Here is a 26,024-nt window from a genome sequence, read left to right as displayed (position 1 = left end):
TTTTAACTTTTCGGGATGAGTTATTGGGTAATTTTGACAACTTACCACCAAAACCATTATCATGCGAAATTTTATACTTTCCGGCATAGGAATTTTATTCATTGGGTTTTCTGTTTTTTTTGCTAAAAAACTCATTGACGAAAAGAACAAACCTAAACCTATTAAGGAGAAAGTTGTAAAAATGGTTCTTACTGATACCGTTGTAAATAGTACAATTCAGATTGTAATTCCGGCAAACGGAAGCTTGGTTGCTAAGCGTCGTATGGAAATTTACTCGGAAGTTGAAGGGATTTTTAAATCGTCTAATATTCTTTTTAAACCAGGGCAAAAGTACAGAAAAGGGCAAACGCTTATACGTGTAGATGCTTCGGAATATTACTCAAGTGTTCAATCTGCCAAAAGTAATTTATATAACGATATTGCGGCAATAATGCCAGATTTGCGTTTAGATTTTACAGATGTTTTTCAGAAATGGCAAGATTATCTTTCTAGTTTCGATTTAAATAAAACAACACCAGAGTTACCAAAAATGACTTCGGATAAAGAAAACTATTTTATTACCGGTCGTGGTATTGTATCTAGTTATTACAATGTTAAAAATTTAGAACAGCGTTTATTTAAGTATAATATTTCTGCTCCTTTTTCGGGTATTTTAACTGAAGCCTTAGTAACGGAAGGTTCTTTGGTGAGAGGCGGACAGAAATTAGGTGAGTTTATTGATCCTTCTGTATACGAAATGGAAGTAGCCTTAAGTAAAAGTTATGCTAGTATGCTTAAAGTTGGCGAAACTGTGAAACTGACTAATTTAGATAAAACCGAAACTTATACAGGTCTTGTGTCTCGCGTTAACGGAAGCGTAGACGCTACCACGCAAACCATTACGGCTTATATTGATGTTAAGGACGATACTTTAAAAGAAGGCTTGTATCTCGAAGCGCAACTAGACGCTCGGGATGAGGAGGATGCTATAGAAATCGATAGAGGATTATTATCAGAAAGTAACGAGATTTTTATTGTTAGAGATAGTTTACTTGATGTAATGCCTGCTAAACCTGTCTATTTTTCTGAAACAAAAGTGGTTTTAAAGAATGTGCCAAATGGTACAGTAATTCTTAAAAAGGCAGTGCCAGGCGCTTACGCCGGAATGCTTGTTAAGCCTTTTAAAACAACAGATAAAACGGACGATAAATAATGAGAAAGTTAATTACTTATTTTATTAAGTATCACGTTGCTGTAAATATTTTTATTTTAGCATTTGTATTGTTCGGTACTATCGGGATCTTATCGCTTAAGTCTTCGTTTTTCCCTTTAACCGATTCTAAAATAGTAACCATAAGCGTTGCTTATCCAGGTGCATCTCCGCAAGAAATAGAAGAAGGTGTTGTTTTAAAAATAGAAGATAACTTAAAAGGATTACGCGGTGTAGATAGAGTAACATCGGTTTCTAGAGAAAATAGCGGAACCATTACTGTTGAAATTGAAACGGGTGAAAATATAGATTTTATGTTATTAGAAGTTAAGAACGCGGTAGATCGTGTGCCTTCTTTTCCAACAGGTATGGAACCTTTAATTGTTGCTAAGCAAGAGGAAGTTCGCCAAACTATTACATTCGCTTTAAGTGGGGATAAGATTCCGTTGGTTACTCTAAAACAATTAGGTCGCCAAGTTGAAAACGATTTAAGAGCTATTGAAGGGATTTCGCAAATTGAAGTATCTGGCTATCCGGAAGAAGAAATTGAAATAGCAATAAACGAAGCTAGTTTATTGGCTTATGATATTAGTTTTGAAGATGTTTCTAAAGCCGTAAGCACATCTAATATATTAGTTACTGGTGGAAATATTAAAACAGACACCGAAGAATATTTAATTCGTGCAACCAACAGGTCTTACTACGGAAAAGAACTTTCTAATATTATTATAAAAGCCACTAATAATGGTAAAACTGTTCGTTTAAGTGATGTTGCTATAATTAGAGATCGCTTTTCTGAAACTCCAAATGCGACTTATTTTAATGGGGAATTGGCTGTAAACATTACAGTAACAAGTACAAATAGTGAAGATTTAATTAGTTCTGCAGAAAAAATTAAAACCTATATAGAGGGATACAATCAAAGTCATAATAACGTTAAAATTTCGATTGTTAGAGATTTATCTATCACACTTAACCAAAGAACACAGCTATTAACAGAGAACGCTATTGTTGGGATGATTTTGGTATTGATCTTCCTATCCTTATTCTTAAATACACGTTTAGCGTTTTGGGTGGCTTTTGGATTACCTATTTCGTTTTTAGGGATGTTTATTTTTGCAGCACAATTTGATGTTACTATAAATGTATTATCCCTTTTCGGGATGATTATCGTTATCGGTATTTTAGTGGATGATGGTATTGTTATTGCCGAAAATATATATCAGCATTACGAAAAAGGTAAAACGCCAGTTCAAGCTGCCATCGATGGTACTATGGAAGTTATTCCGCCGGTAGTTTCTGCAATTATTACCACATTGTTGGCATTTTCGTTATTCCTCTTTTTAGATAGTAGAATTGGGGAGTTTTTCAGTGAAGTATCTGTAATTGTAATATTAACACTAGTTGTTTCTTTAGTTGAAGCATTAATTATTTTACCTGCGCATTTAGCACATTCTAAAGCGCTTCGGAAACCAGTAGAAGAGGAAAACCCTTCTAAGATGAAACAGTTTTTCTCTAAAATGCGTATTATTAATAAGCTAGGAGATCGCTTTATGGTATTCTTGCGTGATAAGCTTTATAGTCCGTCTCTAGATTTCGTTTTAAAATATAAAATGCTTTCATTGAGCTTTTTTATTGGGTTTTTAATACTCACTATTGGTGCTATTGGTGGAGGTGTAATAGGTGTAACCTTATTTCCATCTGTTGCCAGTGATAGAGTTTCAGTAGAATTAGATATGCCTAACGGCACCAATGTAAGGGTTACCGATTCTATTATTTCAATGATTCAGGAAAAGGCTTATTTAGTTAATAAAGAGTTATCTGATAAATACTTAAAAGGTACCGGGAAAGAGTTGTTTGAAAATACAATTCTGTCTTTATCAAGTTCGTCTAGTGCGCAATTGCAAATAAACATGCTACCTGGTGAAGAGCGACCGAATGAAATAAATTCTAGTTTAGTAACTAATAAATTGCGAGAAGCCGTTGGACCTGTAATTGGAACTGAACGTTTAATTTTTGGTTCGGGCGGTAATTTTGGTGGTAGTCCAGTATCGGTTTCTTTATTAAGTAATAATATTGAAGAGCTAAAAGCAGCCAAGCTCGAGTTGAAAGAGGTTTTAAAAACCAATCCATTATTAAAAGATGTCGAGGATAATGATCCGGCAGGAATAAAGGAAATTCAATTAGAATTAAAAGAAAGCGCGTATCTACTTGGTTTAGATTTACAAACAGTCATGTCTCAGGTACGTTCTGGTTTTTTTGGAACTCAAGCACAGCGTTTTCAACGTGGACAAGATGAAATAAAGGTTTGGGTGCGTTACGATTTATCTAACCGTAAGTCTATAAATAATCTAGACGATATGCGTATTATGACGCCTTCAGGAGAACGTGTTACTTTAAAAGATATCGCAACATATACTATTGCCAGAGGAGATGTGGCTATAAATCATTTAGAAGGTCAGCGGGAAATAAAAGTATCTGCAGATTTAAAAGACCCTAGTTCTAGTGCTACAGATATTATAGATGATATTAAACTGAATGTTATTCCAGAAATTCAGTCTAGATATCCAACAATTTCAACATCTTATGAAGGTCAAAACAGAGAAGCCGTAAAATTATCTCGATCATTGAAAGCAGCGGGAATTCCAATTCTGTTACTTATTTATATCACAATAGCGTTTACCTTCAGAAGTTATAGTCAACCTATTTTACTTATATTATTAGTGCCTTTTAGTTTAACAGCAGTGGCTTGGGGGCATTGGATGTTAGATTTTCCTGTAAATATATTATCGCTTTTAGGTATCATCGCTTTAATAGGTATTATGGTGAATGATGGGTTGGTACTTATTGGGAAATTCAATTCTAACTTAAAGGAAGGAATGACTTTCGATATGGCACTTTCTGATGCTGGAAAATCTAGATTTAGAGCTATTTTCTTAACTTCAGTAACAACTGTAGCTGGTTTGGCGCCTTTATTATTAGAAAAAAGTAGACAAGCACAATTTTTAAAACCTATGGCAATTTCAATTTCTTTCGGTATTGCTTATGCAACTATTCTAACTTTATTAGTATTACCGTTATTCTTAGCATTTAGTAACAATATTAAAAAGAGTTCTAAGTGGTTAGTAACCGGAGAAGAAGTAACTAAAGAAGAAGTAGAACGCGCCATTAAAGAACAAAAAGAAGAGCATGAACATTAAAATTGTCTTTTTTAGTATAGTATTCCTTTTGCAAGCTCCAATGTTTGCTCAAGAGTTAATAACGCCAGAAAAAGCGGTAAGCTTAGCTTTAGAGAATAATTACGGGATAAAAATCGCTAAAACCGATGTGGAAATAGCCGAAAATAATGCCGATATTTTAAACTCTGGTTATTTACCAACCTTAGCAGGTAATGCAGGAGCCAATTATAACTTAGATGATACTGAGGTAGGATTTTCCGATGGAACCAATAGGATTTTGAATGGAGCAGAAAGTTCTAGTTATAATGCATCTGTGGATTTAGATTATACCTTGTTTGATGGTTTAGGCCGATCTTACGATTATAAACAATTTAAAGAAACAAAGCAGTTAACAGAGTTACAAGCACGCGAAACTATTGAAAACACGATAGTGCAATTGTTTACAATATATTATAATGTAGCAGAACTTATTGAAAATGAAGATGCTCTTTCTCAAACATTAACTATCTCTAAAGAAAGATTAATTAGAGCGGAATATCAATTTGATTATGGTCAAGCTAATAAACTAGCTAGTCTTAATGCAGAAGTCGATATTAATAATGATAGCATTAGTTTAATGAACACCTTGCAAGAACTTAATAATGCAAAACGCGATTTAAATTTTGTTTTAGGTAACACCATACCCGATGATTTTACTATTGATACAGAAGTTGCTTTTGATAATCTATATGATAAAAGTGAGCTTTTAGCGAAGACAAGAGATAATAATATTAGTATTCTCCAGGTTAATAAAAATATAGATATTAATGCTTTAGGAATAAAATCGGAAACTTCGGCATATCTGCCAACAGTTGGTTTATCCGGGAGTTATGGATGGAATAAAAACAACAATAATGCTGCTTCTTTTGCTGCATACTCCATTAATACAGGACTTTCTGCTGGATTAAGTTTAAGTTGGAATTTATTTGATGGTGGAAGTACTATTACAAATGTGAGAAATGCTAAGGTAAATTTAGAAGCTCAAAAAATACTTAAAGAGCAACTATTAGTATCTATAGTAAGAGATTTTAATAATGCTTGGGATGACTATGAGAATAAGTTACGTGTTTATAGACTACAGGAGCATAATATTAAAACGGCTGAGAATAATTTTGATAGAACAGAAGAGCAATTTAAGCTTGGACAGATAAATTCGATAGAGTTTAGACAAGCACAACTAAACCTATTGAATGCAGAATTAAGTCGTAATCAGGCTAAATATCTAGCAAAAATAGCCGAAATGCAAATGTTACAGATAAGTGGTGATTTGTTAAATATAGAGTTTTAGATTACGTTTTATGAAGTAAAATACACTTTATCGATAAATAATGTATTTCATCGATGGTTAAATGTTAAAATTTATTGTATTTGAGCGAATAAAATAGTTGTTCGTCTTGTTTAAGTCTATTTTTGTAAGAGAATAAACAACCTAATACAATTCACATGAAAAATTTAAACTACATTTTAATCTTCTGTTTAATAACAAGTTATTCATTTGCTAGTATATCGAAAGTACAGAAAAATGCTTTAGTCGCTCTATACAATGCAACAAATGGAGATCAATGGAATACGTCATGGAATTTAGAAGCAGACGTAGAGTCTTGGTTTGGACTTACTATCGAAAACAATAATATAGTAGAAATTAATCTTCAATTTAATAACTTAAAAGGTGAGTTACCTACCGAACTAGGAGATTTAACCGATTTAAGAAAACTTAATTTAGGATTTAATCAACTTTCTGGTGAAATACCTACTTCAATTTCAAACTTAACCGAGTTAACAGCTTTGGAGTTGTTTATGAATAAATTAGTAGGACAAATACCTTCAGGTATTGGGCAATTAAAGAATATTGAATACATTAAACTTTATAGTAATCAATTAACAGGTGATATTCCTGAATCTTTAATGGGACTTTCTCAATTAAAAGAACTTTTATTAAGCAGTAATTATTTAACAGGAACAATATCTCCAAATATCCATGCTTTAGAAAACTTAGAAAAATTAGGTTTAATGGATAATAAAATGAACGGAGAAATTCCAGTAGAATTAGCTCAACTTCATAATCTTGAAGAATTAATGTTATCTTCAAATAGTTTTTCTGGTAATTTACCAATAGAGTTTATTAGCCTTACAAAATTAAATACATTAATGGTGAGCGATAATAACTTAAATCAAGAATACATTACAGTATCTGGTAATACACCTCAAAACTTATCTAACATGGTGTTGCAAAGTGCTACCGCTATTATGGATATTGAAAAAGAATAGTATATTAAAGTGTTGTTATAATTAGTATTTAAATAGTAGCTTGAAAAAGCTGCTATTTTTTTGTCTAATTTGAAGTGAAAAATAGAATATTCAGCTTGTTTGAATTTATTTTTGAATGGAATACTCAGGTAATGAGTTGTTTAAAAATTATTGTAAATTTTTCACTAAAAAATGCTTGTAATATCTAAAAAGGATTGTATATTTGCAGTCGGAAATAATTTGATTGGTATTATGAGCCAAAAGTTAAAAGCTAAGTAAATTATTTCTAGATTATATCGCGGGATAGAGCAGTAGGTAGCTCGTCGGGCTCATAACCCGAAGGTCACTGGTTCGAGTCCAGTTCCCGCTACTAAGTAGAATTGCTTTAAAACAGACGGTTTAGTTCACACTAAGCCGTTTTTTTTATGTCTAATTTGAACAGAATCCTTACATTTGAACACGAAAGTGAACACGATTTAGAACACAGTCTCCCATTGAAGAATTTATTTTCCGCACCCAAAATTTATAATGCCAAAGGTGATTTGAGCAAACGTTGGTATGTGTATTTTTCATATCGCAATCCTAAAACAGGGAAATTACAACGTATGCAGAACGTCTACGGTAAAGCGAATAAATATACCACTAAGGAAGATCGACTTTTTGTATTAACTGTATATAAGCGAAGCTTACTAAAACTCCTAAAAGAAGGATTTAATCCTTTTGAAGATAATACAGCCTTACTAGCTAAACGAAACGCAAAAGTTAAACGATCTAAGGCAAAACCATCTTCAGAAGTTGATACTGAGAAAGACAAGGAAACAGGTGTACCTGCAATGTCAATAAAGGAAGCTTTCAACTTTGGATTAAAACTGAAAGAAAAATTACTAAGTAAAACGACGAAACGAGCCTATGAGAATAGGATCAAGAATTTTATAAAATGGGTTGAAGATGTGCATCCAGAAATACACACGATAGACAAGGTCGATAGAAAGCTTGTAACCCAGTTTTTAAACCATGTACTTGACAATACAAGCGCACGTAATCGCAACAATTTTAGAGTAGATTTAAGTAGCTTAATACAGGTTTTGGAAGATAATGATATCGTGGCAACGAATTTCGTGAAACGTATTCCAGTATTAAAAAGCATACCACAGCGCAATAAAACTTATAGTAAGGAAAAGCAAGAAGAAATATATAAATACTTAGAAAAGGAAGACACCTTGTTATTGCTGTATATTAAATTTATCTCCTATAATTTTTTGAGACCAATCGAAGTTTGCCGATTAAAGGTTGGAGATATCGATCTAAAAAATAAAGTAATTAAGTTTAAAGCTAAAAACAGTCCTTTAAAAACAAAGATTATTCCTGATTTACTAATCAACGATTTACCCGATCTCTCTACGATGAATAAATCTCTGTGTTTATTTACTCCAGATCAAATAGGAGGAAAGTGGGAAACCGATGTAGATAATAAACGAGATTACTTTTCTAAGCGTTTTAAAAAAGTAGTTAAAGACCCTTTTGGACTCGGGAAAGACTATGGTTTATATAGTTTTAGGCACACTTATATTACAAAACTATACCGCGCATTGGTAAAAGGATCTTCACCATTTGAAGCAAAAAGTAAACTGATGTTAATCACTGGGCATTCATCGATGTCCGCTCTTCAAAAATATCTTAGAGATATTGATGCGGAGTTACCCGAAGATTATTCAGAACACATAAAATAGAGGTATGGAATTAGACAAATTATTTACCGAGCTATGGAAAAACCTTTATAAATCTTTTGTGTTTTATATCCCATTACGATTGATGCCCGATTTAGAGCCTAATGAGGTCTTAAATACGGTTGTCTTTATAGATAGTAAAGGATTTGATAGCGAATTAAAAGAAGCGCCTTCTCATCACTATATATTAAGTAAAGCGATGATTTTAAATGATAACATCTTTAAGCTTATCGATCAAAGTGAGCGCTTACCAAAACAGCAATTTGAGTTTTTTTTAGAGAAGTATTTAGAACATGTCAATTTTGTATTGTACGCATCAAATTGGATGAAAGATCATGTAGAAATAGATATTCCTGATTTAAGGGAAGATACAATACAAGCTTTTGAGTCTCAGGTTAATGTTTTTAAGCGACATGTAGAAGATCTTAGAACTCACATTATTATACCAGATCAGGTATTGTCAAGTAAAACTGTGAATGTTTCTAAGTTTATAGAAAGAGACTTATTGGATATAAAAAAGGCTTTGAATATTAATGAAGATAGTTCAAGTCAAATTCCAAAAAAAGTTATTGAAGAGTTACCAATAAAAGCTAAAAAGATCTTGCCTCTACTAACGGATGAAGAGGCGGAAATATTTCTGTTGGAAACGATATTTAATATTTAACGTTAAAGAGAAGAAAGGATCAACCAAATAATCTATTTGATAAATGAGTAAAACACCCCAACCTTCGATTAATTTAAAGCTATCAGAGGAGTTAAAGCAAAAAATAAATATTAAGGCAAATTTTAAAAATCAAACCATATCAAAATATCTTCGAGAATTATTAACCACTTATTTTGATGGTACGCTTTGTGTAGGAGAGATAGAAAAGAACGAAAAAAAAGAATTTATAAACTCTACCGAGTTTTTACAGCTTATTGTTTGGATGTATTCTAAGCGCGAAATTAAAGAATTTAGAGAGAGTGATAAGGATCTTGATGGGTATGTAAATACACTAAAAAGAATATCAATATATTTTTCGAATGCTTTAGTTTTAGAATTTGATAAGGTACTAATGGATATTCTTCGAGTAAAAAATGAAGAATCTAAATACTCAAAAGATTATAGATTTGTCACTGGATATTTATCGAGTCCAAAATTTAATTTTCAATTGTTTGAGGAGTTTATTTTTCGATATGAAAAGCCTGTAGATATTGAGGCGATAAAGGAATATATGCGGTCAGGAAAAAAATAATAGAAATGTAATATCAAACGTGATAAAAAGGTGATAAATTTTTTATCACCTTTTTTATTTTGTGTATTTTTTTATTTTTAGTTCTGAAATAAGCTGTTTTTACTGTGTTTTTGGCTTGTATGTGTTCATAGTTAATAATTCAGGAATGAAATTATTCGTGATATTTTTTATGTTAGACAACTCTAAAAAATAACCTTGGTGATCTAATGATGATGTTTGGAGTTTCTGCCTTTAGTGAATAATTTTCAATGATTTTTTTCGCCAGTGTTCATTTTGTGTTTTCATAAGTGACTGTAATTAATTGCTTAATTTTTAGTCAACCTATTTCAGTAAAATTCATGATCTATTTCTTTTTTCTGTTGCGTTTTTAGTCTTTTGTAGAAGGCTTGTTTAGAAATCCCAAAACATCCATAGAGCCATTTTCTTTTATACGCTGTTTTTTCTTTTGCTCTATCTCTTTTGCTAATGTTTTGGGCAATGACTTTTTTGACATATCGACGCCTGTAATGAGTTCCATATCAGCAATAATGTCTTGTTGGAAGTCTTTTTGGAACTCCAGTTCTTCAATTTTTTCCTTTAACTTTTTAATTTCATCGTTTTTACTCATACCCGTATTTTGTTGTACTAAGGTACTATATTTTCTTAACCAATAGGTAATGGTTGTTCGAGGGACATCGTATTTTTTTGAAGCTTGGTTATTGGATAATTGTCCGCTAAGGATTTGGTCAACGACTAAAAGTTTGGTCTCTAAAGTTGCTTTTTGGTAGCTTTTTTTTCGCCAGTGTTCATTTTGTGTTTTCATAAGTGACTATAATTAATGGTTTAATTTTTAGTCAACCTATTTCAGGAAAATTCAGTCGCTTAAATGATGCCTAACGTTGTTGTGTATGGTTAGTTGCGTGGTTAAGCAACTAATTTAGTAAACAAATACGAACCCGAGAAAATTCCGAAGGAATTTTCCAAATAAGCACTTACCAAAGCAATTAATTATACACGGCTTAAGTTAGCATTTAAATAAAAAAGACTAATTTAAACATATAAAATAGAAAGCACAAAAGAGAGGAATAAGGTTAATATACACGGAGAGACTACAGATCTCGTCAACATTGTAAATCCCCTCTCTTTTCTACACAGATTTCGAACAGTTCTGTGAGGCTTTAAGACCTCGATTTTAAGTCGTTGAAACTCGCGTAGTATGTCCTTTCAAAAAAATAATTTGTTATGAATAAAGATATTAAATATTTTGGTATTGACATTAGTTATTTAGTTTTTGATGTCACAGATTCAGATGGTAATTATTATCAGTTTAAAAACAAGGTTTCAGGCTTTAAAGCATTTAGAAAACTTTTAAATTCTGAGAGTCATTGTGTGATGGAAGCTACAGGTTACTATCATTATCAGTTGGCTTATTATTTGTTTGAAGAAGGTCTAAATGTTTCAGTAGAAAACCCATTGTCTGTAAAACGATTTATCCAGATGAGGCTATCCAAGATTAAGACAGATAAGAGTGATTCAAAACTTATATGTTCTTATGCTGAGCAAGTAGAGTTAAAGCTTTGGAAAGGTAGTTCCAAGGAAGTACAGGAGTGTCTTCAAATTACCAGAACCCTTTCTGTGTACACAAAACAGCGTACAATGATAAAGAATAAACTTCATGGTGAATCTGTTTTAGGGGAACCAAGTAAAGCCATTGTAAGATCTTTAAAGCGTAGTTTAAAACATTTAGATAAAGAGATGTCCAGCTTAGAAGAGTTATTGCTAGTTTTAGTAAAAGAGGCTCATAAAGATTTATTTACTCGAATAAAAACCATACCAGGAATCGGAAAAAAAACATCTATTATGTTAATCGTTTTAACAGGTGGTTTTGAACGCTTTTCGAGTGCAGCAGAATTATGTAGTTACGCAGGATTAACTCCAGTGATTAGGCAAAGTGGAAGTAGTATAAAAGGACGACCACGAATTAGTAAAATGGGCAATCAAAAACTCAGGAATTTATTATTTATGTGCAGTTTTACAGCTTGTAAATACAACAAAGCATGCAGGGATATTTATGAACGATTAGTAGCAAAAGGAAAGCGTAAAAAATTAGCATTAATAGCGGTATGTAATAAGCTACTAAAACAAGCTTTTGCTATTGCAAAATCGGGTTTAATATTTGACAAGGAATATAAAAGTACGCTAGTGAAAAATTAATAAGATTTTACTTGTTTTTTAGCACAGTACTTTGTTGTAACCAGTATTTTATTCGAATTTTGAGTTTAAAATATTCTTAATTAATTCTTTTCCAACACTTTCTTTGGTATAGACAATATTTATTGTAAAGTCTTTGTCATTGAATAATCTACTATAACCAACTGTGGTCATTTCAATTCCGTTTGGGAAATCAATATTTATCTCAAATCGGTCAAATTCCAACCCATCAATTAGTTGTTTAGAAGAAATTGAGTCCAACGTAGCGTTCGGTATAGTTTCTTCAAATGTCTCATACATTATTTGATTCACTTCGGCATTACTTTTAAAATAATCTCCATCAGTTTCTAAATCGTGAATCTGATAGTTTGATTCAAATGTCTGAAATTGTCCATTTTTATAAGCGAATAGAGTAGTTGCTCTATTCTCAACTTCTTCTCCATATACACTTTCAAAAGTTTCTATTCCTTTATCCTCAACTTTGTCCCATTCGCTTTCAGACAACTCTTTAAAGCTTTTCGGTATAGTTACAGTCCATTTGAAATCGTCATTTTCAATTACTCTAACCTTTTCTTTATTACAAGAAGTAAGAATTAAAAATCCGAAAATTGATGATAGGAAAAGGCGTTTTTTCATATTGGTTACAACGTGTTTGTATATGGTTTGTTGCGTGGTTTAAGCACCTAATTTAGCAAATAAAAACCGAATAGAAAATGAAGTGCACCCAAATGTTTAGACAAATTTATAATTAATTTTGATAATAATTAGCTCGATATTCAATCGGGCTCATTCCATTTAAATTTTGTTTAATTCTCTCATTATTATAATATTTTATATAGACTTTAATCTCTTTTTTTAACTGAGATATCGACTTATATTTATTTATATAAAACAATTCAGATTTTAGAATACCGAAGAAATTTTCTATCACAGCGTTATCTAAACAATTTCCTTTACGAGACATACTCTGAGTAATTCCTTTTTCTGTTAATAATCTTCGATACTGTTTCATTTGATACTGCCATCCTTGATCTGAATGTAATATTAAATTTGTTTGATCTGGTATTTTCTTAAAAGACTTTTTCAGCATAATAGCTACTTGTTTAAAATCAGGTTTTTCAGATAATTGATAACTTATTATTTCTCTATTAAAGAGATCAATTATTGGAGATAGATATAGTTTTTTTCCTAAAACTTTAAATTCTGTAATATCTGTAGCCCATTTTTTATTTGGCCTAATAGCTTTAAAATTTCGTTGTAATATATTAGGAGCTGTTTCTCCTATTCGCCCTTTATAAGACTTGTATCTTTTAGCTCTGACTAAACTTTTTAAACCTAATTCACGCATCAACTTGAGTACTGTTTTATGATTTATTAGAGTGCCTATTTTGTTGATTTCTAAAGAGATTCTTCTATAGCCATATCTTCCTTTGTGACGATGATATATTTGATGAATCAATAGTTTTATCACTTTATATTTATCAACTAAAAGACTTCTTTTATGATGATAATAATAACTACTTCTTGCCATGTTCGTATGATATAATAAAATATCTAAATCATACTTATGCCTTAATTCTGTTATGGCTTTTGCTTTTTGTTTTGCTCTTGTTGAATTAAGGCCTGTAACTTTTTTAGCAAGTCCAGTTCTGCACGTAATGATTCATTTTCTAATAAAAGTTCCTCTTCTCTTGTTAAAGGTTTATTAGACTTTTTTTTAGCTCTCTTAAATTGCATAGATTTTGGTTTACCTCTAGGTTTAATGTTTAAGCCTACAATACCCTCTTTTGTATAATTACGTTGCCACTTCATAATTACAGATTTAGTAGGAATATTAAATTCTAAACAAGCTTGACTGAAAGATAATGAATCTTTGTCAATAGCTTTTAAAACTTTAAGTTTAAAAGGAATGCTATACACTTTGGTTTTTCTTGGTAATAGTGCTTTTTTACCATATTTTTCATAAAATCGAATCCAATCATGAAGGGTTGTATGATGACAACCATATAACTTAGACACATCTTCAACTGTTTGGTGATTTTTTAAAACTTGCTTTACACATCGAAGTTTAAATGCGTAATCATACTTGACTTTTCTTCCCATAATAATACCCTCAAATAGTGTCTAACTTTTTGGGAGCAGTTCAAAATCCGCGAGGATTTTCGTAAGTAGGCTAGAACTAGCAATAAATTATATACGGCTTAAGTTAGCATTTAAATAAAAAAGACTAATTTAAACATATAAAATAGAAAGCACAAAAGAGAGGAATAAGGTTAATTTATACGGAGAGACTTCAGATCTCGTCAACATTGTAAATCCCCTCTCTTTTCTACACAGATTTCGAACAGTTCTGTGAGGCTTTAAGACCTCGATTTTAAGTCGTTGAAACTCGCGTAGTATGTCCTTTCAAAAAAACAATTTGTTATGAATAAAGATATTAAATATTTTGGTATTGACATTAGTTATTTAGTTTTTGATGTCACAGATTCAGATGGTAATTATTATCAGTTTAAAAACAAGTTTTCAGGCTTTAAAGCCTTTAGAAAACTCTTAAATTCTCAGAGTCATTGCGTGATGGAAGCTACAGGTTACTATCATTATCAATTGGCTTATTATTTGTTTGAAGAAGGTCTAAATGTTTCAGTAGAAAATCCGTTGTCTGTAAAACGATTTATCCAGATGCGACTATCCAAGGTTAAGACCGATAAGAGTGATTCAAAACTTATATGTTCTTATGCTGAGCAAGTAGAGTTAAAACTTTGGAAAGGTAGTTCTAAGGAAGTACAGGAGTGTCTTCAAATTACCAGAACCCTTTCTGTATATACAAAACAGCGAACAATGATAAAGAATAAACTTCATGGTGAATCTGTTTTAGGGGAGCCAAGTAAAGCCATTGTGAGATCTTTAAAGCGTAGTTTAAAACATTTAGATAAAGAGATGTCCAGCTTAGAAGAGTTATTGCTAGTTTTAGTAAAAGAGGCTCATAAAGATTTATTTACTCGAATAAAAACCATACCAGGAATCGGAAAAAAAACATCTATTATGTTAATCGTTTTAAAGGTGGTTTTGAACGCTTTTCGAGTGCAGCAGAATTATGTAGTTACGCAGGATTAACTCCAGTGATTAGGCAAAGTGGAAGTAGTATAAAAGGACGACCACGCATTAGTAAAATGGGCAATCAAAAACTCAGGAATTTATTATTTATGTGCAGTTTTACAGCTTGTAAATACAACAAAGCATGCAGGGATATTTATGAACGATTAGTAGCAAAAGGAAAGAGTAAAAAATTAGCATTAATAGCGGTATGTAATAAGCTACTAAAACAAGCTTTTGCTATTGCAAAATCGGGTTTAATATTTGACAAGGAATATAAAAGTACGCTAGTGAAAAATTAATAAGATTTTACTTGTTTTTTAGCACAGTACTTTGTTGTAAAACGTTTTTATTCAGTAACTCTTTTTCAATACTTGTCCGAAATCCAATATAAGTTATTTCGGCAATATTTATTTTCTTATTTTCAATCCATTCCGCATCTTCATTCATTAATTTTAATTCCGCTTCATTTTCTGTTAGATTTTTAATTTGTCCTACAAAATATGAATCATCATCAGCTTCTGTAAATACTGCAATCAACTCTTCGTTTTCCAATTCCGATAAACATTCGAACATATTGTTCATTTTTTCGAGTGGTAGTTTTCCGATAAATTCCGAGTAATTGTTATTCTTTATTTCACTTAATTCTTCTTCGTCCCATTTTCGATATTTTTCAATTTCGAAATTTCTAATAATTGCAAAACCATCAAATTCTTTTGTCTCGTCATTAAAACAGATAAATATGAAGATATTGTCGTTAGATTTTAGGCAAATTCCTGAATAAACTTCGTCACGATTTGGTGCTAAATCAACGTGAATAGGAATACCATTTTTGATGGTTTCTTGCATTTTTATTTAACTTTACTCAATTCAGTTATTCTCTCTAATGCACTTATAAAGTTTTCTTGTTTTTCTTTATCACACCAATCAAATAAATAAATATTATAAGAATTTGTCATTTTAAAAGTCATATTTTTTTTGTCAGAATATTGAATAACAGAATCTTTTTCAGTTGCTTTAATGTTTATTTGTTTCATTGTATCTGTCAATGAATGAATAAAATTTATATCCACATAAATATCTTGTAATGGAATTTCCCACTTTTGAAAGAATTCTGTTTTAGATTTACCAATAAAGAAAGTTAAAGTAGAATCGGTTGGATTATATTTCGCTTTAGTGTGAACTTCTAATTGATTTGCGTCAGTACACTCAAACATATAGTTTTCTATAATTCCACCTAAATAAGTCATATCAGTACTTTTTTCAATCTTGTCTTTTTCGGAAGAGCAAGAAAGAATTAAGAAGAATGTTAGTATGCTGATTGTCTTTTTCAAATGTCTTGTCCTGAAATATGGCTACAGGTTAAAATTGATTTTAAGCTGATAATTGATATACCATATTAGGTGTTTTATAATCTAAAGATAAGTGTAATCTTATTTCGTTGTATAAATTAATTGCATTTTTTGCAGCTCTCTTTGCATGAGTGACGTTATCAAAGGTTTGGTCGAGATAAAACTCATCTTTTAAGATGCCGTTTACACGTTCTGCTATAGCATTTTCGTAACAGTGATTTTCTTCAGTCATACTAATATTTATATGCTTTTTTTTAAGTATTTGAGTGTATACATTACTACAATATTGTATTCCTCTATCGGAGTGATGAATAAGGCCATTGATATTTTTGGCTTGATAAATAGCCTTATTAAGCGCTCTTACACATCCTTTTAATTCTAAGCTATCACTCAGGTCATAACCCACGATTTTACGAGAATACATATCCGTAATTAAAGCTAGGTAGCAAAAACCTTTTACGGTTCTAATGTAAGTTATATCACTCACCCAAACTTGATTAGCTCTCGTCACCTTTAAATCTTTAATAATATTATTATACTTATAAAAACGGTGATGCGAATTGGTTGTTCTAGCACTGGTTTTCTTTCTAAGTGTTAACATTTGGTGTTTTCTAAGGGTATTAAATAAAGTATCTCTACCAACTTTTAAGTTCGCTTTGATAAAATCGTTTTTCAATGATTTTTCGAGTTTTCGGACACCTTCTCTAGGAAGGGATTTACGTCTTTTTCTAACAATAGTTATTATTTGTTGCTCTAGTTTTAAACGTTTATCAGCTCTATGCTTATATTTATAATAAGCATCACGTTTTAATCCAAAACAACTGGAAATAGTAGATAAGCAAGCAAATCCCTTAGATTTTCCTTTAGCTATGCTTAAGGCTTTATACTTAGCTTTTTTTTTAGATCGGCAACCGAATTGTAGCCAAGATCTTCGGCTGCTACTTCAAGGTATGAATCCAATACCATAGCATCAAGATCCTTTTTAATCAGTAGTTTTTTAAGTTGCTCAATTTTTTTTTGCAACCCTTTAATTCTTGATATTTCGTCTTTTGTTTCCACTTTTACTCTGGTGTTCATTAAGTCTTTACGATTGTACTTTTTAATCCATTCATTCACCGTTGTAGGAGCAATAGAGTAGAGCTTGCAAAGTTCGCTCTTGGTATGCTTTCCGGTTGTAAGTTCGGCTAAGATTTTTAATTTAAAAGGTTCGCTGTAACGTCTAATTACTTTGTCATTTTTGTACATAATGTTTAAAATTATGTAGCCTTTATTCAGGACGCTAATAGCTGACGCACAACGTCTCGTATAAGAATAGTAGCGAATTATATTCACTATCTTTTCCGTTTAGCACAGACGTTTTTTTATATTTAATTACTTTGGTTTTAGCGACTAAACCGCTATTATTTTTATACATTGTTGGCAGTAGTATTTTATTCAGTTAGTTTGTCAAAATCTGTATTTTATGTTCAAAAGTATATATCTTGGTAATATTCTGAAATTCGTTTCGTTTCGCTGAAATTCAGATATAAATACATTTCTAAATTTGCTTATATTGGACAAGTTGTTGGCTGTTAGTCTGTATGAAAATCGACTTTTTTCGGGATTATAATTTAGATTAGCATTTGTAAACCAATAGTCGTTATTGTTTATTGAATAGAAATTGTTTTCAATTTTGAACAACCATTGTTCGGATAGCTTTAAAGTTGTATCTAAATTTCCTTCCAGATAGTCATTTGTTGAGATTTGATTATCAAATTCTCCTTTTGAATAATTGTACTGAAAACCAAACTTAAAATTTAAAGGCAATTTAAAATACGTTGTGCCTTGTATTCTATAATTAGCACTGTAGTTTAGAACTTCACCTATATAATTGTTTATGATTATTGGATTATTAGACCAAGATTGTTGTGCACTGATTTTTAAGGTGCTTGAAAATGTTTTTAAATATCTAGTTATACTTAAATTATAGTTGGTTAATTTGCCACCGTCAATAATTTGGTATTGGTTAAAGTTTGTCAGCTCTGTAATCTGACTATTTAACCCATAGCTTTTGTCAGCAAAACTGTGCAATAAAAAAGAATTGATTAAAAACTGTTTTTTGTAATTGTTGAAGGTGTAAAAAAAGCCGAAACTATGATTGTTAATTTGCTGTATTTCCTCTGTTCCTCTGTTAAACGTTCTGTAATTGGTTAATATAAAATCCTCTGTTATGTATCGAACTTGTGGTAAATTATTTTGGTAACTGTAACTTATACCGAAATTACCAATTTTTGTTTTTTTTGTATGAAATCTGATTTTTGGGTTAACAAAAAGGAAATCTTTTTTAGTTTCATTGACATTTAAATAGTTTTGAGAAATTCTTAAAGAAGTACTTATTTTAAATAATCTTGAAATGTCATAATTGTATTTACCTGTAATTGAAAGTTTGGAATTTTTATACTCTGTATTATTTGATAACGTGTCAATTGGTGTTTGGTTGTCAAATCTAAGGTTGTTCTCAATTTTATCTCTATCTATGGTAGCCGAAAATTCCAATCCATATTCTGATTTTATATTTTTTGAAACGATTTCAGAAATTAAGCCGTAATAGTTTAGTGGTGTGTTACTGTTTTGATTGATAGTTAAACCTTCATCATTGCTAAAAACATCATTAAAAATATTTGGTTGTATTGTGTAATCTTGTTCCGTATTGTTTATGCCCAAATATCCATAAGCTAATAAAAGCGTATTGTCAGCTATTTTTTTTGTAATATTTAAATGATTAAAGAAATTATACTTTTTGTCGTCTTGAACTTGAGAAATATTGTCGCCGTTAAAAATTAAATTTCCTCTCGTTTGAGTTGGATTGTTTTCAAAAGTAAAGTCATAAGTCAAGTAAGTTTTATTTTTAGAATAATGTTTTAGTTCTAATTCTGTTGCAAAAGATAAATCCTTAATGTCAATTTCATTTTGCTCATTAAATGCAATGGTTTCTGGCTCTATAAAGTACTCTGTTAGATTATTATTTTGTTTATCAATCTCATCATAAGTAAAATAGGTTAAACTTCTTAATTTCGTCTGTTTTGAAAGGCTGGTTACAAAACTCAAAGAATTTAAAAACGAGTTATTAAAAATATCCTCATTATTAGAAAAATTAGAAGATGAAAGATTATCAATATTGACAAGTTCATTACTTGTTTTTTCAATTTTTTTATTGGTATCAAAGCCATTAAAATTTAACGTTCCTGTATTTTTAACTTGCGAAATGGCTGTTCTCCCAATGCTGTTGGTATTGGTAAGGTTGAAAAACTTTATTTTCTTTTTTAATAGGCCAATATTGGCTGTAGAATTGTAACGATTATCTATACCATAACCCAAATCTAAATTACCAAACCAAACATTTTTTTTATCTTCTTTTAGTTTTAGGTTTAATGCTACTTTTTCTGATTCTTGAAAACTTTTTAAAACAGGATTATCTTCAAAATTGTTTAACACTTCAATTTCCTCAATATTGTTGGCATCCAAGTTTTTGGTCAATAATTTATATTTATCATTAAAAAGGTCGTCGCCTTCTATGAGTAATTTGTCTATAGCTTTACCATTAACTTTTATATTGCCGTCTGATGAAACTTCAATTCCGGGAATATTTTTGAGTAAGTCCTCAACCACACGTTCCGAGCCATCTTTAAAAGCAGAAGATTTATAAGTTATTGTATCGCTTTTTACTTTAATTTTTTCCCAAGCTTCCAAAACAACTTCGTTTAGTTGTTCTACTTTTTCTTCTAAAATAAAGTCAACTGCTAAAGTTGACTTATCATATATTGAAATTATTTTTTCTTGCTGTTGAAAACCTAAACTTTTTACTACTATTTTTAAAGAATTTCTGGTTGCCTTGTTGAGATTTATTTCATAAAAACCAAATTTATCTGTATATGTGTAAGATAATATTTTATCGAAATCATAAACTATTATATTAGAATTTGGCAATTCATTATAATTTACGTCTTTAATGTAACCAATAATTTTGATATTTTGTTGTGAATAAAGGTTATGGCATATTAAAAATATCGTTAAAAATGTTAATTTTTTTAAACACATAATTAATTTTCAAAATCCTCAATATAACTATCTTTCATTTTTCTTTTATCTTCTTGTGAATAAATACCAGCTTGCTCAATTACCATACGACTGTTTTGAATTGCTCTATTATACGAACTAATTAAAAAGTTTTCATACTCTGCAAGAGGTATCCATTTTTTATTTTCGATATCGGGTTTTGGAATTATGATGTTTTTAATATCATAATTTGGGTATTTAATTGATTTGAAATAAAAATACACTTCTTTTTTTGTGTCATAAGCCTCTAAAATTAAACCAGGCAGACCGTTTAATTTCCATGGACCGAAAGGTAATGGAATTTCTATCGCAAACCATGTAGTATAATTCCTGCCTCTAAAATTTCCTTCTGCTTTCTGACATTTATACCCTCCTATAGATTTAAATTTATTTGATATTGTCCAATTTATTTTTGGTATTTTTTCTTTAACATATTTAAATCCTATATCTCTACTTTTAAGCGAATCTTTACTTGTGTTTAAGTTATATATAAATCCAATTTTTGAGGTGTTTTTGGGGACAACAATTGTTCTATCTTCATTCTTTATAATTACACTTGTTCTTATCGAGCCTCCTTCTAAAGAATCTTTTGCAAAAAAATAGGTAGATTGGATATTGTCAAATACCAACATAGAATTATAGTCAACACCTATAGGTGCTCCCATGCCCATACTTTGTTTATGTCCATAGTTGATTAGTCCTTTCTTATTAACTTGAGCTTGGGCACTAGTTAATATTAATGAATAAGTTAAGAAGATTATTATTTTCATATTATGTTAATTTATTAAAAACAGTTCTATTCTCTCATAGTTTATTTAGCAGGAAGCAACGAATTGATCAAGTATTGCTTCAGCATAATCGGCACATGTATAACCGGAATATTCGTAATCGATTACTCCGTCTCCTTCGCAATCTACTATAGTTGTAACATGGGTTACACCTCCAGCGCCTTCGCAAGGATATACAGTTATAGTTGCAATTAAATCTCCCTTAACTATTTGTTTAGTTATAGGTTTATTAATTGTCATTTTTTCTAAATTATTAGAATTAGGTTCAATTTTTCCATTTGTAAATGAAAAATTAAAAAATGCAAGCATTAAGATAAAAAGTACTTTTTTCATAATTTTTGAATTTAAAGGTTAAAAATAGTAATTGAATAGAACTGTTTAAAGTTAATTTTTTTTTCAATATTACTGCCAACGTCTCTGTATATGGCTCGTAGCGTGCAAATTATGAAATTATTTTCGGATTAAGCACGAGCCGAATTTTTTAATTTTTCTTATTATCTTTTTTCTCAATAAGCCAAATTAAAAAATTTGGCGGACTAGCAAATATGCCTTAACTTTGATTAAGCAACTGACTAGCTATGAGCTATATACGTTGTTGCCCACAGTGTTTTTCGAAGCGTAATGTTTTCAATGCTTTGATAAATTCCGCTTGAGTTTTTTCATTTAAGTACCATCCGTAAAATCCAATTCCGACCCTATTGTATTTTTCTTTGCTACCAGTTAAGTTTTCGATATAAATTCCGCTTCCTCCATAACCTTTGTTTCTCGGCGTAATTATTTTCGCTTTGAAACAATCAATAGAATCTAATTCAGTTTGGTATTGTAAATATTCTTTAAAATCAACATCTGTTTTAAATAAATCTTCGACAATTAGATGTTTCGTATTCGGCAATAATTCGCGTTCTTTTTTTGTCAGTTCTGCTAATCCGATAGAATCATAAACCATAGGATAATTACTCTTACTTAAGTCAGCAGAATATCTTCCAAAATCAAAATTTAGCGAATCGTTTTTATCCGTTATAATTCCGCCAACATAACTATCAATTCCTTTTCTTTCGTATTTATTCCATTTTTCAGGAACAGTAATTTCAAATTGTCCAAAGTCAATAACCTTATATTTCGGACTTGCGCAAGAGCAAATTAGAAGTATAATTATTATTGATAGCAGTTTTTTCATATTGTGGGCAACGTTTATGTATAAGAATAGATGCGGGTTTGTATGCGAGGATTTTCCGAAGGAAAATCAGATGCAGGCAAACACGCAATTGCCTTTGATAAAGCACTAAACCGCAATTATTTTTACACGGCTTAAGTTAGCATTTAAATAAAAAAGACTAATTTAAACATATAAAATAGAAAGCACAAAAGAGAGGAATAAGGTTAATATACACGGAGAGACTACAGATCTCGTCAACATTGTAAATCCCCTCTCTTTTCTACACAGATTTCGAACAGTTCTGTGAGGCTTTAAGACCTCGATTTTAAGTCGTTGAAACTCGCGTAGTATGTCCTTTCAAAAAAATAATTTGTTATGAATAAAGATATTAAATATTTTGGTATTGACATTAGTTATTTAGTTTTTGATGTCACAGATTCAGATGGTAATTATTATCAGTTTAAAAACAAGGTTTCAGGCTTTAAAGCATTTAGAAAACTTTTAAATTCTGAGAGTCATTGTGTGATGGAAGCTACAGGTTACTATCATTATCAGTTGGCTTATTATTTGTTTGAAGAAGGTCTAAATGTTTCAGTAGAAAACCCATTGTCTGTAAAACGATTTATCCAGATGAGGCTATCCAAGATTAAGACCGATAAGAGTGATTCAAAACTTATATGTTCTTATGCTGAGCAAGTAGAGTTAAAGCTTTGGAAAGGTAGTTCCAAGGAAGTACAGGAGTGTCTTCAAATTACCAGAACCCTTTCTGTGTACACAAAACAGCGTACAATGATAAAGAATAAACTTCATGGTGAATCTGTTTTAGGGGAACCAAGTAAAGCCATTGTAAGATCCTTAAAACGTAGTTTAAAACATTTAGATAAAGAGATGTCCAGCTTAGAAGAGTTATTGCTAGTTTTAGTAAAAGAGGCTCATAAAGATTTATTTACTCGAATAAAAACCATACCAGGAATCGGAAAAAAAACATCTATTATGTTAATCGTTTTAACAGGTGGTTTTGAACGCTTTTCGAGTGCAGCAGAATTATGTAGTTACGCAGGATTAACTCCAGTGATTAGGCAAAGTGGAAGTAGTATAAAAGGACGACCACGAATTAGTAAAATGGGCAATCAAAAACTCAGGAATTTATTATTTATGTGCAGTTTTACAGCTTGTAAATACAACAAAGCATGCAGGGATATTTATGAACGATTAGTAGCAAAAGGAAAGCGTAAAAAATTAGCATTAATAGCGGTATGTAATAAGCTACTAAAACAAGCTTTTGCTATTGCAAAATCGGGTTTAATATTTGACAAGGAATATAAAAGTACGCTAGTGAAAAATTAATAAGATTTTACTTGTTTTTTAGCACAGTACTTTGTTGTGCTTTCGTTATTTATTCCATTGGTTCTGCCCAATCTGAATTTCTCATAAAAACAGTATACTGGATATAAGGTTTACCTTTATCTGTCATTTCAAATGTATCTGTAACAGGAAGTAATTGTATAGTCCTATTCATTCTTTCAGAATTTGAATATGGACTATTTTTTCCGTCCATTTTTATTAACGATTTTTGATACTTTGGTGTCATTCTCTTAAAATCTTTTATCCCAACGATATACATAAAGAGCATATTATCGGCTGAAATAGGCATTCTGGTATAAGGTCCTTCATCACTCATGAATCCTGGCAATAGATTACTTGGCATCACCATATAACTATCATTCATCATAATGTTAACTGACATTATTTTATCTTCAAGGTCTAAATCTGATTGCCTAATTTTAGACGCCAAAGGATGATATCCATTTATCCTATATTGAAATACATGAGCTAAACCAAAATACCCATATAGTTTGTGCTCTTTTAGATTATAGCTTTTGTATAATTTACTAAAGTTAAGAAACATTACTTCTTCTCTGTTTACCTTGTCTTCAATATATTGAACATTAGACTTTAAGTAGGATAAGGTTAATAATATATCAGGGTCATCATTATGAATAGTTTCTAGTTCAATTATTAAATCATAAACTGATTTATTCTCGAAAGTATCTTTTATATTATTGGTAATATTTGGATAGAGTTCCTTTAGGTATTTTTTTAGTAAACCTTCATCTTGTATTTTATCTATTCCAATAATTTTAAATTTATGATTTTCAGGAAGTTTTTTATAATAGCGATGTAAAGTCAAGTATTTGTTGAAATAATCTTTGTTGTTTCTGCCTTGAATAACCACCCAATTCTTCAGTATTTCTTTGAGTTTTTTTTCATCTCCAGTTATAAGAAAATCATTAAGTAAACTAGCTTGTACAAAATCAAGTTCAGCGATGTAATGGTTAACATTGTGATTTTTATGAAGGAATTTGAAAAAATCAATATCAAACTTCGTTGGTTCATGGAATCCATGAATCTCACCCACTAATATTAACTGTTTTTTTTCGATATCTTTCCCTATTTTTTCATAGGTAAAAGTTTCATTTAAAGGAATAGTCTCACTATTATTTGATAAATATTTCACGAACTTACCTCCTGATATGTATTCCCACAGGTGAAACCCTCCATAAAGCAATCCAATAAGTATTGATGTAACAATTAAAATTTTAAATAACCCTTTAGAAATTTTTCTTATCATTTATTTTTTGTTTAATGAAGCACAACGTCTTCGGCTAAGGTTAGTACGGGATTAAATTAGCATTTAATTTCGGTTTAGCGATTAGCCAAAGCTTTTTATTTTGTTTTATATTTTTCTGTTCTAAAGCCAAATCAAAAGATTTGGCGGACTTTATAAAAATACACTAAACTTTGGATTAAGCACCAAAACCCGTATTAATTTTAGCCATTGTTAGCATTAGTTTTTCTTCTTTTAAATATATCCCAAAAACTGCTTTTCGTTTTTTCATTTAAATCTATGTCAAGTTCACATTCAATAGTATTATATGTCTCTATTATAGTCTCCTTTCCAAAAATAGATAAATAAAGGTCTCTATAATTTAAGTCCATCCATTGAAGAATATCAACACAATTAACTAAAACCGCATTATTAATTAAGTCAATATATTTTTCAGGAATCCAACTAAAAAGAAGTCCTTCCTTAATATTAAGATAAAACCAAGTATCAATGGGAGGTAAATCATAAATGTCAATTAAACCTTGAGACTCAGCTTCAGATGCTCCATCAGTTACTGAGCATTTGTATTCAGAAACCAAAATTCGTCCTTTAAATTCTTTAGCTATAATTTCTGTGGGTTGTTTTTTAATCGCCAACTGACTATGAAACAAATTGGGAACGATATCAGAAAAGTATTCGTCCTCGTTTAAATTCCATTTAGATAAAGTTAAATACTCAATATCTAAATATTCAAAATGTGTTAGTTCAAAATCAAAAATATGTTTTCCATTTATTACAGGGTTTATTGTTCTGAGTATAGATGCTAAATCTTTAGAAGTGTTTATCAATTTTTCTGCACAATAATGTTGAGTCAATTTTAGATTTTGAGTAAATTCCTTTTTATTAATCATTTTTGTGGGTAATTAATGCTAACGTTGATGTGTATGGTTAGTTGCGTGGTTAAGCAACTAATTTAGCAAATAAATCACAGATAGAATATTCCGTAGGAATGTTCGTAAGTCGGCAGTGACCAAGCAATTAATTATACACGGTGTTGTGTATTGTTTTTATCTTATTGCTTTGAATTACTCCGAAAACGCCTATTAGTGGGCGATAACATGATTTT

At 30.6% G+C, this 26,024-nt stretch carries 23 protein-coding genes, 1 tRNA gene and 1 pseudogene; 11 read left to right on the top strand and 14 right to left on the bottom strand.

All coding sequences use genetic code 11. The features are described from left to right. Positions 1–61 precede the first annotated feature (61 nt). From GQR98_RS02130 to GQR98_RS02095, 8 genes are all read left to right on the top strand, one after another. Positions 62–1,192: an efflux RND transporter periplasmic adaptor subunit gene (locus GQR98_RS02130; protein WP_159018076.1), complete on the top strand. Its 1,131-nt coding sequence runs from the start codon at positions 62–64 to the stop codon at positions 1,190–1,192. Then, on the top strand, positions 1,192–4,389 hold the full coding sequence (locus GQR98_RS02125; RefSeq protein ID WP_159018075.1) for an efflux RND transporter permease subunit: 3,198 nt from the start codon (positions 1,192–1,194) through the stop codon (positions 4,387–4,389). The genes GQR98_RS02130 and GQR98_RS02125 overlap by 1 nt, the downstream gene beginning before the upstream one ends. Continuing rightward, on the top strand, positions 4,379–5,695 hold the full coding sequence (locus GQR98_RS02120) for a TolC family protein (protein WP_159018074.1): 1,317 nt from the start codon (positions 4,379–4,381) through the stop codon (positions 5,693–5,695). Before GQR98_RS02125 ends, GQR98_RS02120 begins: the two co-directional genes overlap by 11 nt. Positions 5,696–5,850: 155 nt before the next feature. Next, positions 5,851–6,675, top strand: a complete 825-nt coding sequence (locus GQR98_RS02115) for a Two component regulator three Y domain protein (protein WP_159018073.1) — start codon at positions 5,851–5,853, stop codon at positions 6,673–6,675. Positions 6,676–6,951: 276 nt separating this feature from the next. Next, positions 6,952–7,024: transfer RNA gene (locus GQR98_RS02110), tRNA-Met, on the top strand. A gap of 55 nt (positions 7,025–7,079) precedes the next feature. After that, positions 7,080–8,384, top strand: coding sequence for a tyrosine-type recombinase/integrase (locus tag GQR98_RS02105; protein WP_159018072.1), 1,305 nt, complete (start codon positions 7,080–7,082; stop codon positions 8,382–8,384). 4 nt (positions 8,385–8,388) lie between these two features. Continuing rightward, entirely contained in the window at positions 8,389–9,045 is a 657-nt protein-coding gene (locus GQR98_RS02100; protein ID WP_159018071.1) for a hypothetical protein, read from the top strand. Positions 9,046–9,088: 43 nt separating this feature from the next. Further along, positions 9,089–9,616 carry a hypothetical protein gene (locus GQR98_RS02095; protein WP_159018070.1) on the top strand — a complete coding sequence of 176 codons (528 nt, stop codon included), beginning with the start codon at positions 9,089–9,091 and terminating at the stop codon, positions 9,614–9,616. A 367-nt stretch (positions 9,617–9,983) separates the two neighbouring features. On the opposite strand, the gene GQR98_RS02090 is transcribed toward GQR98_RS02095, so the two are convergent. Next, a complete protein-coding gene (locus GQR98_RS02090) occupies positions 9,984–10,418 on the bottom strand; it encodes a helix-turn-helix domain-containing protein (RefSeq protein WP_158850498.1) in 435 nt (144 codons plus the stop codon). A 419-nt stretch (positions 10,419–10,837) separates the two neighbouring features. Between GQR98_RS02090 and GQR98_RS02085 the strand changes: the two genes are divergently transcribed. Beyond that, positions 10,838–11,809 carry an IS110 family transposase gene (locus GQR98_RS02085; protein WP_159018043.1) on the top strand — a complete coding sequence of 324 codons (972 nt, stop codon included), beginning with the start codon at positions 10,838–10,840 and terminating at the stop codon, positions 11,807–11,809. Positions 11,810–11,857: 48 nt separating this feature from the next. Here the strand turns inward: GQR98_RS02085 and GQR98_RS02080 are convergent, their stop codons facing one another. From GQR98_RS02080 to GQR98_RS02070, 3 genes are all read right to left on the bottom strand, one after another. Further along, complete coding sequence (locus GQR98_RS02080) at positions 11,858–12,442, bottom strand: hypothetical protein (RefSeq protein WP_159018069.1); 585 nt, start codon at positions 12,440–12,442, stop codon at positions 11,858–11,860. A gap of 112 nt (positions 12,443–12,554) precedes the next feature. Then, positions 12,555–13,391: an IS3 family transposase gene (locus tag GQR98_RS02075; RefSeq protein WP_233268102.1), complete on the bottom strand. Its 837-nt coding sequence runs from the start codon at positions 13,389–13,391 to the stop codon at positions 12,555–12,557. Next, positions 13,388–13,909 (bottom strand): helix-turn-helix domain-containing protein, encoded by a 522-nt coding sequence (locus GQR98_RS02070; RefSeq protein WP_159018046.1) that lies wholly within the window; start codon positions 13,907–13,909, stop codon positions 13,388–13,390. Before GQR98_RS02070 ends, GQR98_RS02075 begins: the two co-directional genes overlap by 4 nt. 321 nt (positions 13,910–14,230) lie before the next feature. On the opposite strand from GQR98_RS02070, the pseudogene GQR98_RS02065 reads away from it, so the two are divergent. Further along, positions 14,231–15,201, top strand: a pseudogene (locus tag GQR98_RS02065) (IS110 family transposase). 7 nt (positions 15,202–15,208) lie between these two features. On the opposite strand, the gene GQR98_RS02060 reads toward GQR98_RS02065, so the two are convergent. From GQR98_RS02060 to GQR98_RS02025, 8 genes are all read right to left on the bottom strand, one after another. Further along, a complete protein-coding gene (locus tag GQR98_RS02060) occupies positions 15,209–15,748 on the bottom strand; it encodes a hypothetical protein (RefSeq protein WP_159018068.1) in 540 nt (179 codons plus the stop codon). Between the two features lie 2 nt (positions 15,749–15,750). Further along, entirely contained in the window at positions 15,751–16,233 is a 483-nt protein-coding gene (locus GQR98_RS02055) for a hypothetical protein (protein ID WP_159018067.1), read from the bottom strand. Between the two features lie 40 nt (positions 16,234–16,273). Further along, positions 16,274–17,122 (bottom strand): IS3 family transposase, encoded by an 849-nt coding sequence (locus GQR98_RS02050; protein ID WP_159021059.1) that lies wholly within the window; start codon positions 17,120–17,122, stop codon positions 16,274–16,276. Between the two features lie 2 nt (positions 17,123–17,124). Continuing rightward, positions 17,125–17,496: a transposase gene (locus GQR98_RS02045; protein ID WP_159018066.1), complete on the bottom strand. Its 372-nt coding sequence runs from the start codon at positions 17,494–17,496 to the stop codon at positions 17,125–17,127. 201 nt (positions 17,497–17,697) lie between these two features. Next, the gene (locus GQR98_RS02040) at positions 17,698–20,328 is read right to left on the bottom strand and encodes a carboxypeptidase-like regulatory domain-containing protein (protein WP_262885138.1); all 2,631 of its coding nucleotides are present in this window, start codon (positions 20,326–20,328) and stop codon (positions 17,698–17,700) included. A 2-nt stretch (positions 20,329–20,330) separates the two neighbouring features. Continuing rightward, the gene (locus GQR98_RS02035; protein ID WP_159018064.1) at positions 20,331–21,116 is read right to left on the bottom strand and encodes a GLPGLI family protein; all 786 of its coding nucleotides are present in this window, start codon (positions 21,114–21,116) and stop codon (positions 20,331–20,333) included. A gap of 45 nt (positions 21,117–21,161) precedes the next feature. Further along, positions 21,162–21,467: a hypothetical protein gene (locus tag GQR98_RS02030; protein ID WP_159018063.1), complete on the bottom strand. Its 306-nt coding sequence runs from the start codon at positions 21,465–21,467 to the stop codon at positions 21,162–21,164. A gap of 250 nt (positions 21,468–21,717) precedes the next feature. Continuing rightward, positions 21,718–22,311 (bottom strand): hypothetical protein, encoded by a 594-nt coding sequence (locus GQR98_RS02025; RefSeq protein ID WP_159018062.1) that lies wholly within the window; start codon positions 22,309–22,311, stop codon positions 21,718–21,720. 354 nt (positions 22,312–22,665) lie between these two features. Here GQR98_RS02025 and GQR98_RS02020 point away from each other — a divergent pair, with 354 nt between their 5' ends. Then, entirely contained in the window at positions 22,666–23,637 is a 972-nt protein-coding gene (locus GQR98_RS02020) for an IS110 family transposase (RefSeq protein ID WP_159018043.1), read from the top strand. Between the two features lie 49 nt (positions 23,638–23,686). On the opposite strand, the gene GQR98_RS02015 is transcribed toward GQR98_RS02020, so the two are convergent. Both GQR98_RS02015 and GQR98_RS02010 read right to left on the bottom strand, forming a co-directional pair. Further along, positions 23,687–24,922 (bottom strand): hypothetical protein, encoded by a 1,236-nt coding sequence (locus tag GQR98_RS02015; RefSeq protein WP_159018061.1) that lies wholly within the window; start codon positions 24,920–24,922, stop codon positions 23,687–23,689. A 200-nt stretch (positions 24,923–25,122) separates the two neighbouring features. After that, positions 25,123–25,773 carry a hypothetical protein gene (locus tag GQR98_RS02010; RefSeq protein ID WP_159018060.1) on the bottom strand — a complete coding sequence of 217 codons (651 nt, stop codon included), beginning with the start codon at positions 25,771–25,773 and terminating at the stop codon, positions 25,123–25,125. Positions 25,774–26,024: the final 251 nt, after the last annotated feature.

This window comes from Algibacter sp. L3A6 (assembly GCF_009796825.1).
GTDB lineage: Bacteria > Bacteroidota > Bacteroidia > Flavobacteriales > Flavobacteriaceae > Algibacter.
This window is presented reverse-complemented; position numbering and strand designations above follow the sequence as displayed.

What these genes read in the sequence shown, in the direction of transcription:
- GQR98_RS02130 (WP_159018076.1), top strand. Translation starts at nt 62, where the DNA reads ATGCGAAATTTTATACTTTCCGGCATAGGAATTTTATTCATTGGGTTT.
- GQR98_RS02125 (WP_159018075.1), top strand. Translation starts at nt 1,192, where the DNA reads ATGAGAAAGTTAATTACTTATTTTATTAAGTATCACGTTGCTGTAAAT.
- GQR98_RS02120 (WP_159018074.1), top strand. Translation starts at nt 4,379, where the DNA reads ATGAACATTAAAATTGTCTTTTTTAGTATAGTATTCCTTTTGCAAGCT.
- GQR98_RS02115 (WP_159018073.1), top strand. Translation starts at nt 5,851, where the DNA reads ATGAAAAATTTAAACTACATTTTAATCTTCTGTTTAATAACAAGTTAT.
- GQR98_RS02105 (WP_159018072.1), top strand. Translation starts at nt 7,080, where the DNA reads ATGTCTAATTTGAACAGAATCCTTACATTTGAACACGAAAGTGAACAC.
- GQR98_RS02100 (WP_159018071.1), top strand. Translation starts at nt 8,389, where the DNA reads ATGGAATTAGACAAATTATTTACCGAGCTATGGAAAAACCTTTATAAA.
- GQR98_RS02095 (WP_159018070.1), top strand. Translation starts at nt 9,089, where the DNA reads ATGAGTAAAACACCCCAACCTTCGATTAATTTAAAGCTATCAGAGGAG.
- GQR98_RS02090 (WP_158850498.1), bottom strand. Translation starts at nt 10,418, where the DNA reads ATGAAAACACAAAATGAACACTGGCGAAAAAAAAGCTACCAAAAAGCA.
- GQR98_RS02085 (WP_159018043.1), top strand. Translation starts at nt 10,838, where the DNA reads ATGAATAAAGATATTAAATATTTTGGTATTGACATTAGTTATTTAGTT.
- GQR98_RS02080 (WP_159018069.1), bottom strand. Translation starts at nt 12,442, where the DNA reads ATGAAAAAACGCCTTTTCCTATCATCAATTTTCGGATTTTTAATTCTT.
- GQR98_RS02070 (WP_159018046.1), bottom strand. Translation starts at nt 13,909, where the DNA reads ATGGGAAGAAAAGTCAAGTATGATTACGCATTTAAACTTCGATGTGTA.
- GQR98_RS02060 (WP_159018068.1), bottom strand. Translation starts at nt 15,748, where the DNA reads ATGCAAGAAACCATCAAAAATGGTATTCCTATTCACGTTGATTTAGCA.
- GQR98_RS02045 (WP_159018066.1), bottom strand. Translation starts at nt 17,496, where the DNA reads ATGTACAAAAATGACAAAGTAATTAGACGTTACAGCGAACCTTTTAAA.
- GQR98_RS02040 (WP_262885138.1), bottom strand. Translation starts at nt 20,328, where the DNA reads ATGTGTTTAAAAAAATTAACATTTTTAACGATATTTTTAATATGCCAT.
- GQR98_RS02035 (WP_159018064.1), bottom strand. Translation starts at nt 21,116, where the DNA reads ATGAAAATAATAATCTTCTTAACTTATTCATTAATATTAACTAGTGCC.
- GQR98_RS02030 (WP_159018063.1), bottom strand. Translation starts at nt 21,467, where the DNA reads ATGAAAAAAGTACTTTTTATCTTAATGCTTGCATTTTTTAATTTTTCA.
- GQR98_RS02025 (WP_159018062.1), bottom strand. Translation starts at nt 22,311, where the DNA reads ATGAAAAAACTGCTATCAATAATAATTATACTTCTAATTTGCTCTTGC.
- GQR98_RS02020 (WP_159018043.1), top strand. Translation starts at nt 22,666, where the DNA reads ATGAATAAAGATATTAAATATTTTGGTATTGACATTAGTTATTTAGTT.
- GQR98_RS02015 (WP_159018061.1), bottom strand. Translation starts at nt 24,922, where the DNA reads ATGATAAGAAAAATTTCTAAAGGGTTATTTAAAATTTTAATTGTTACA.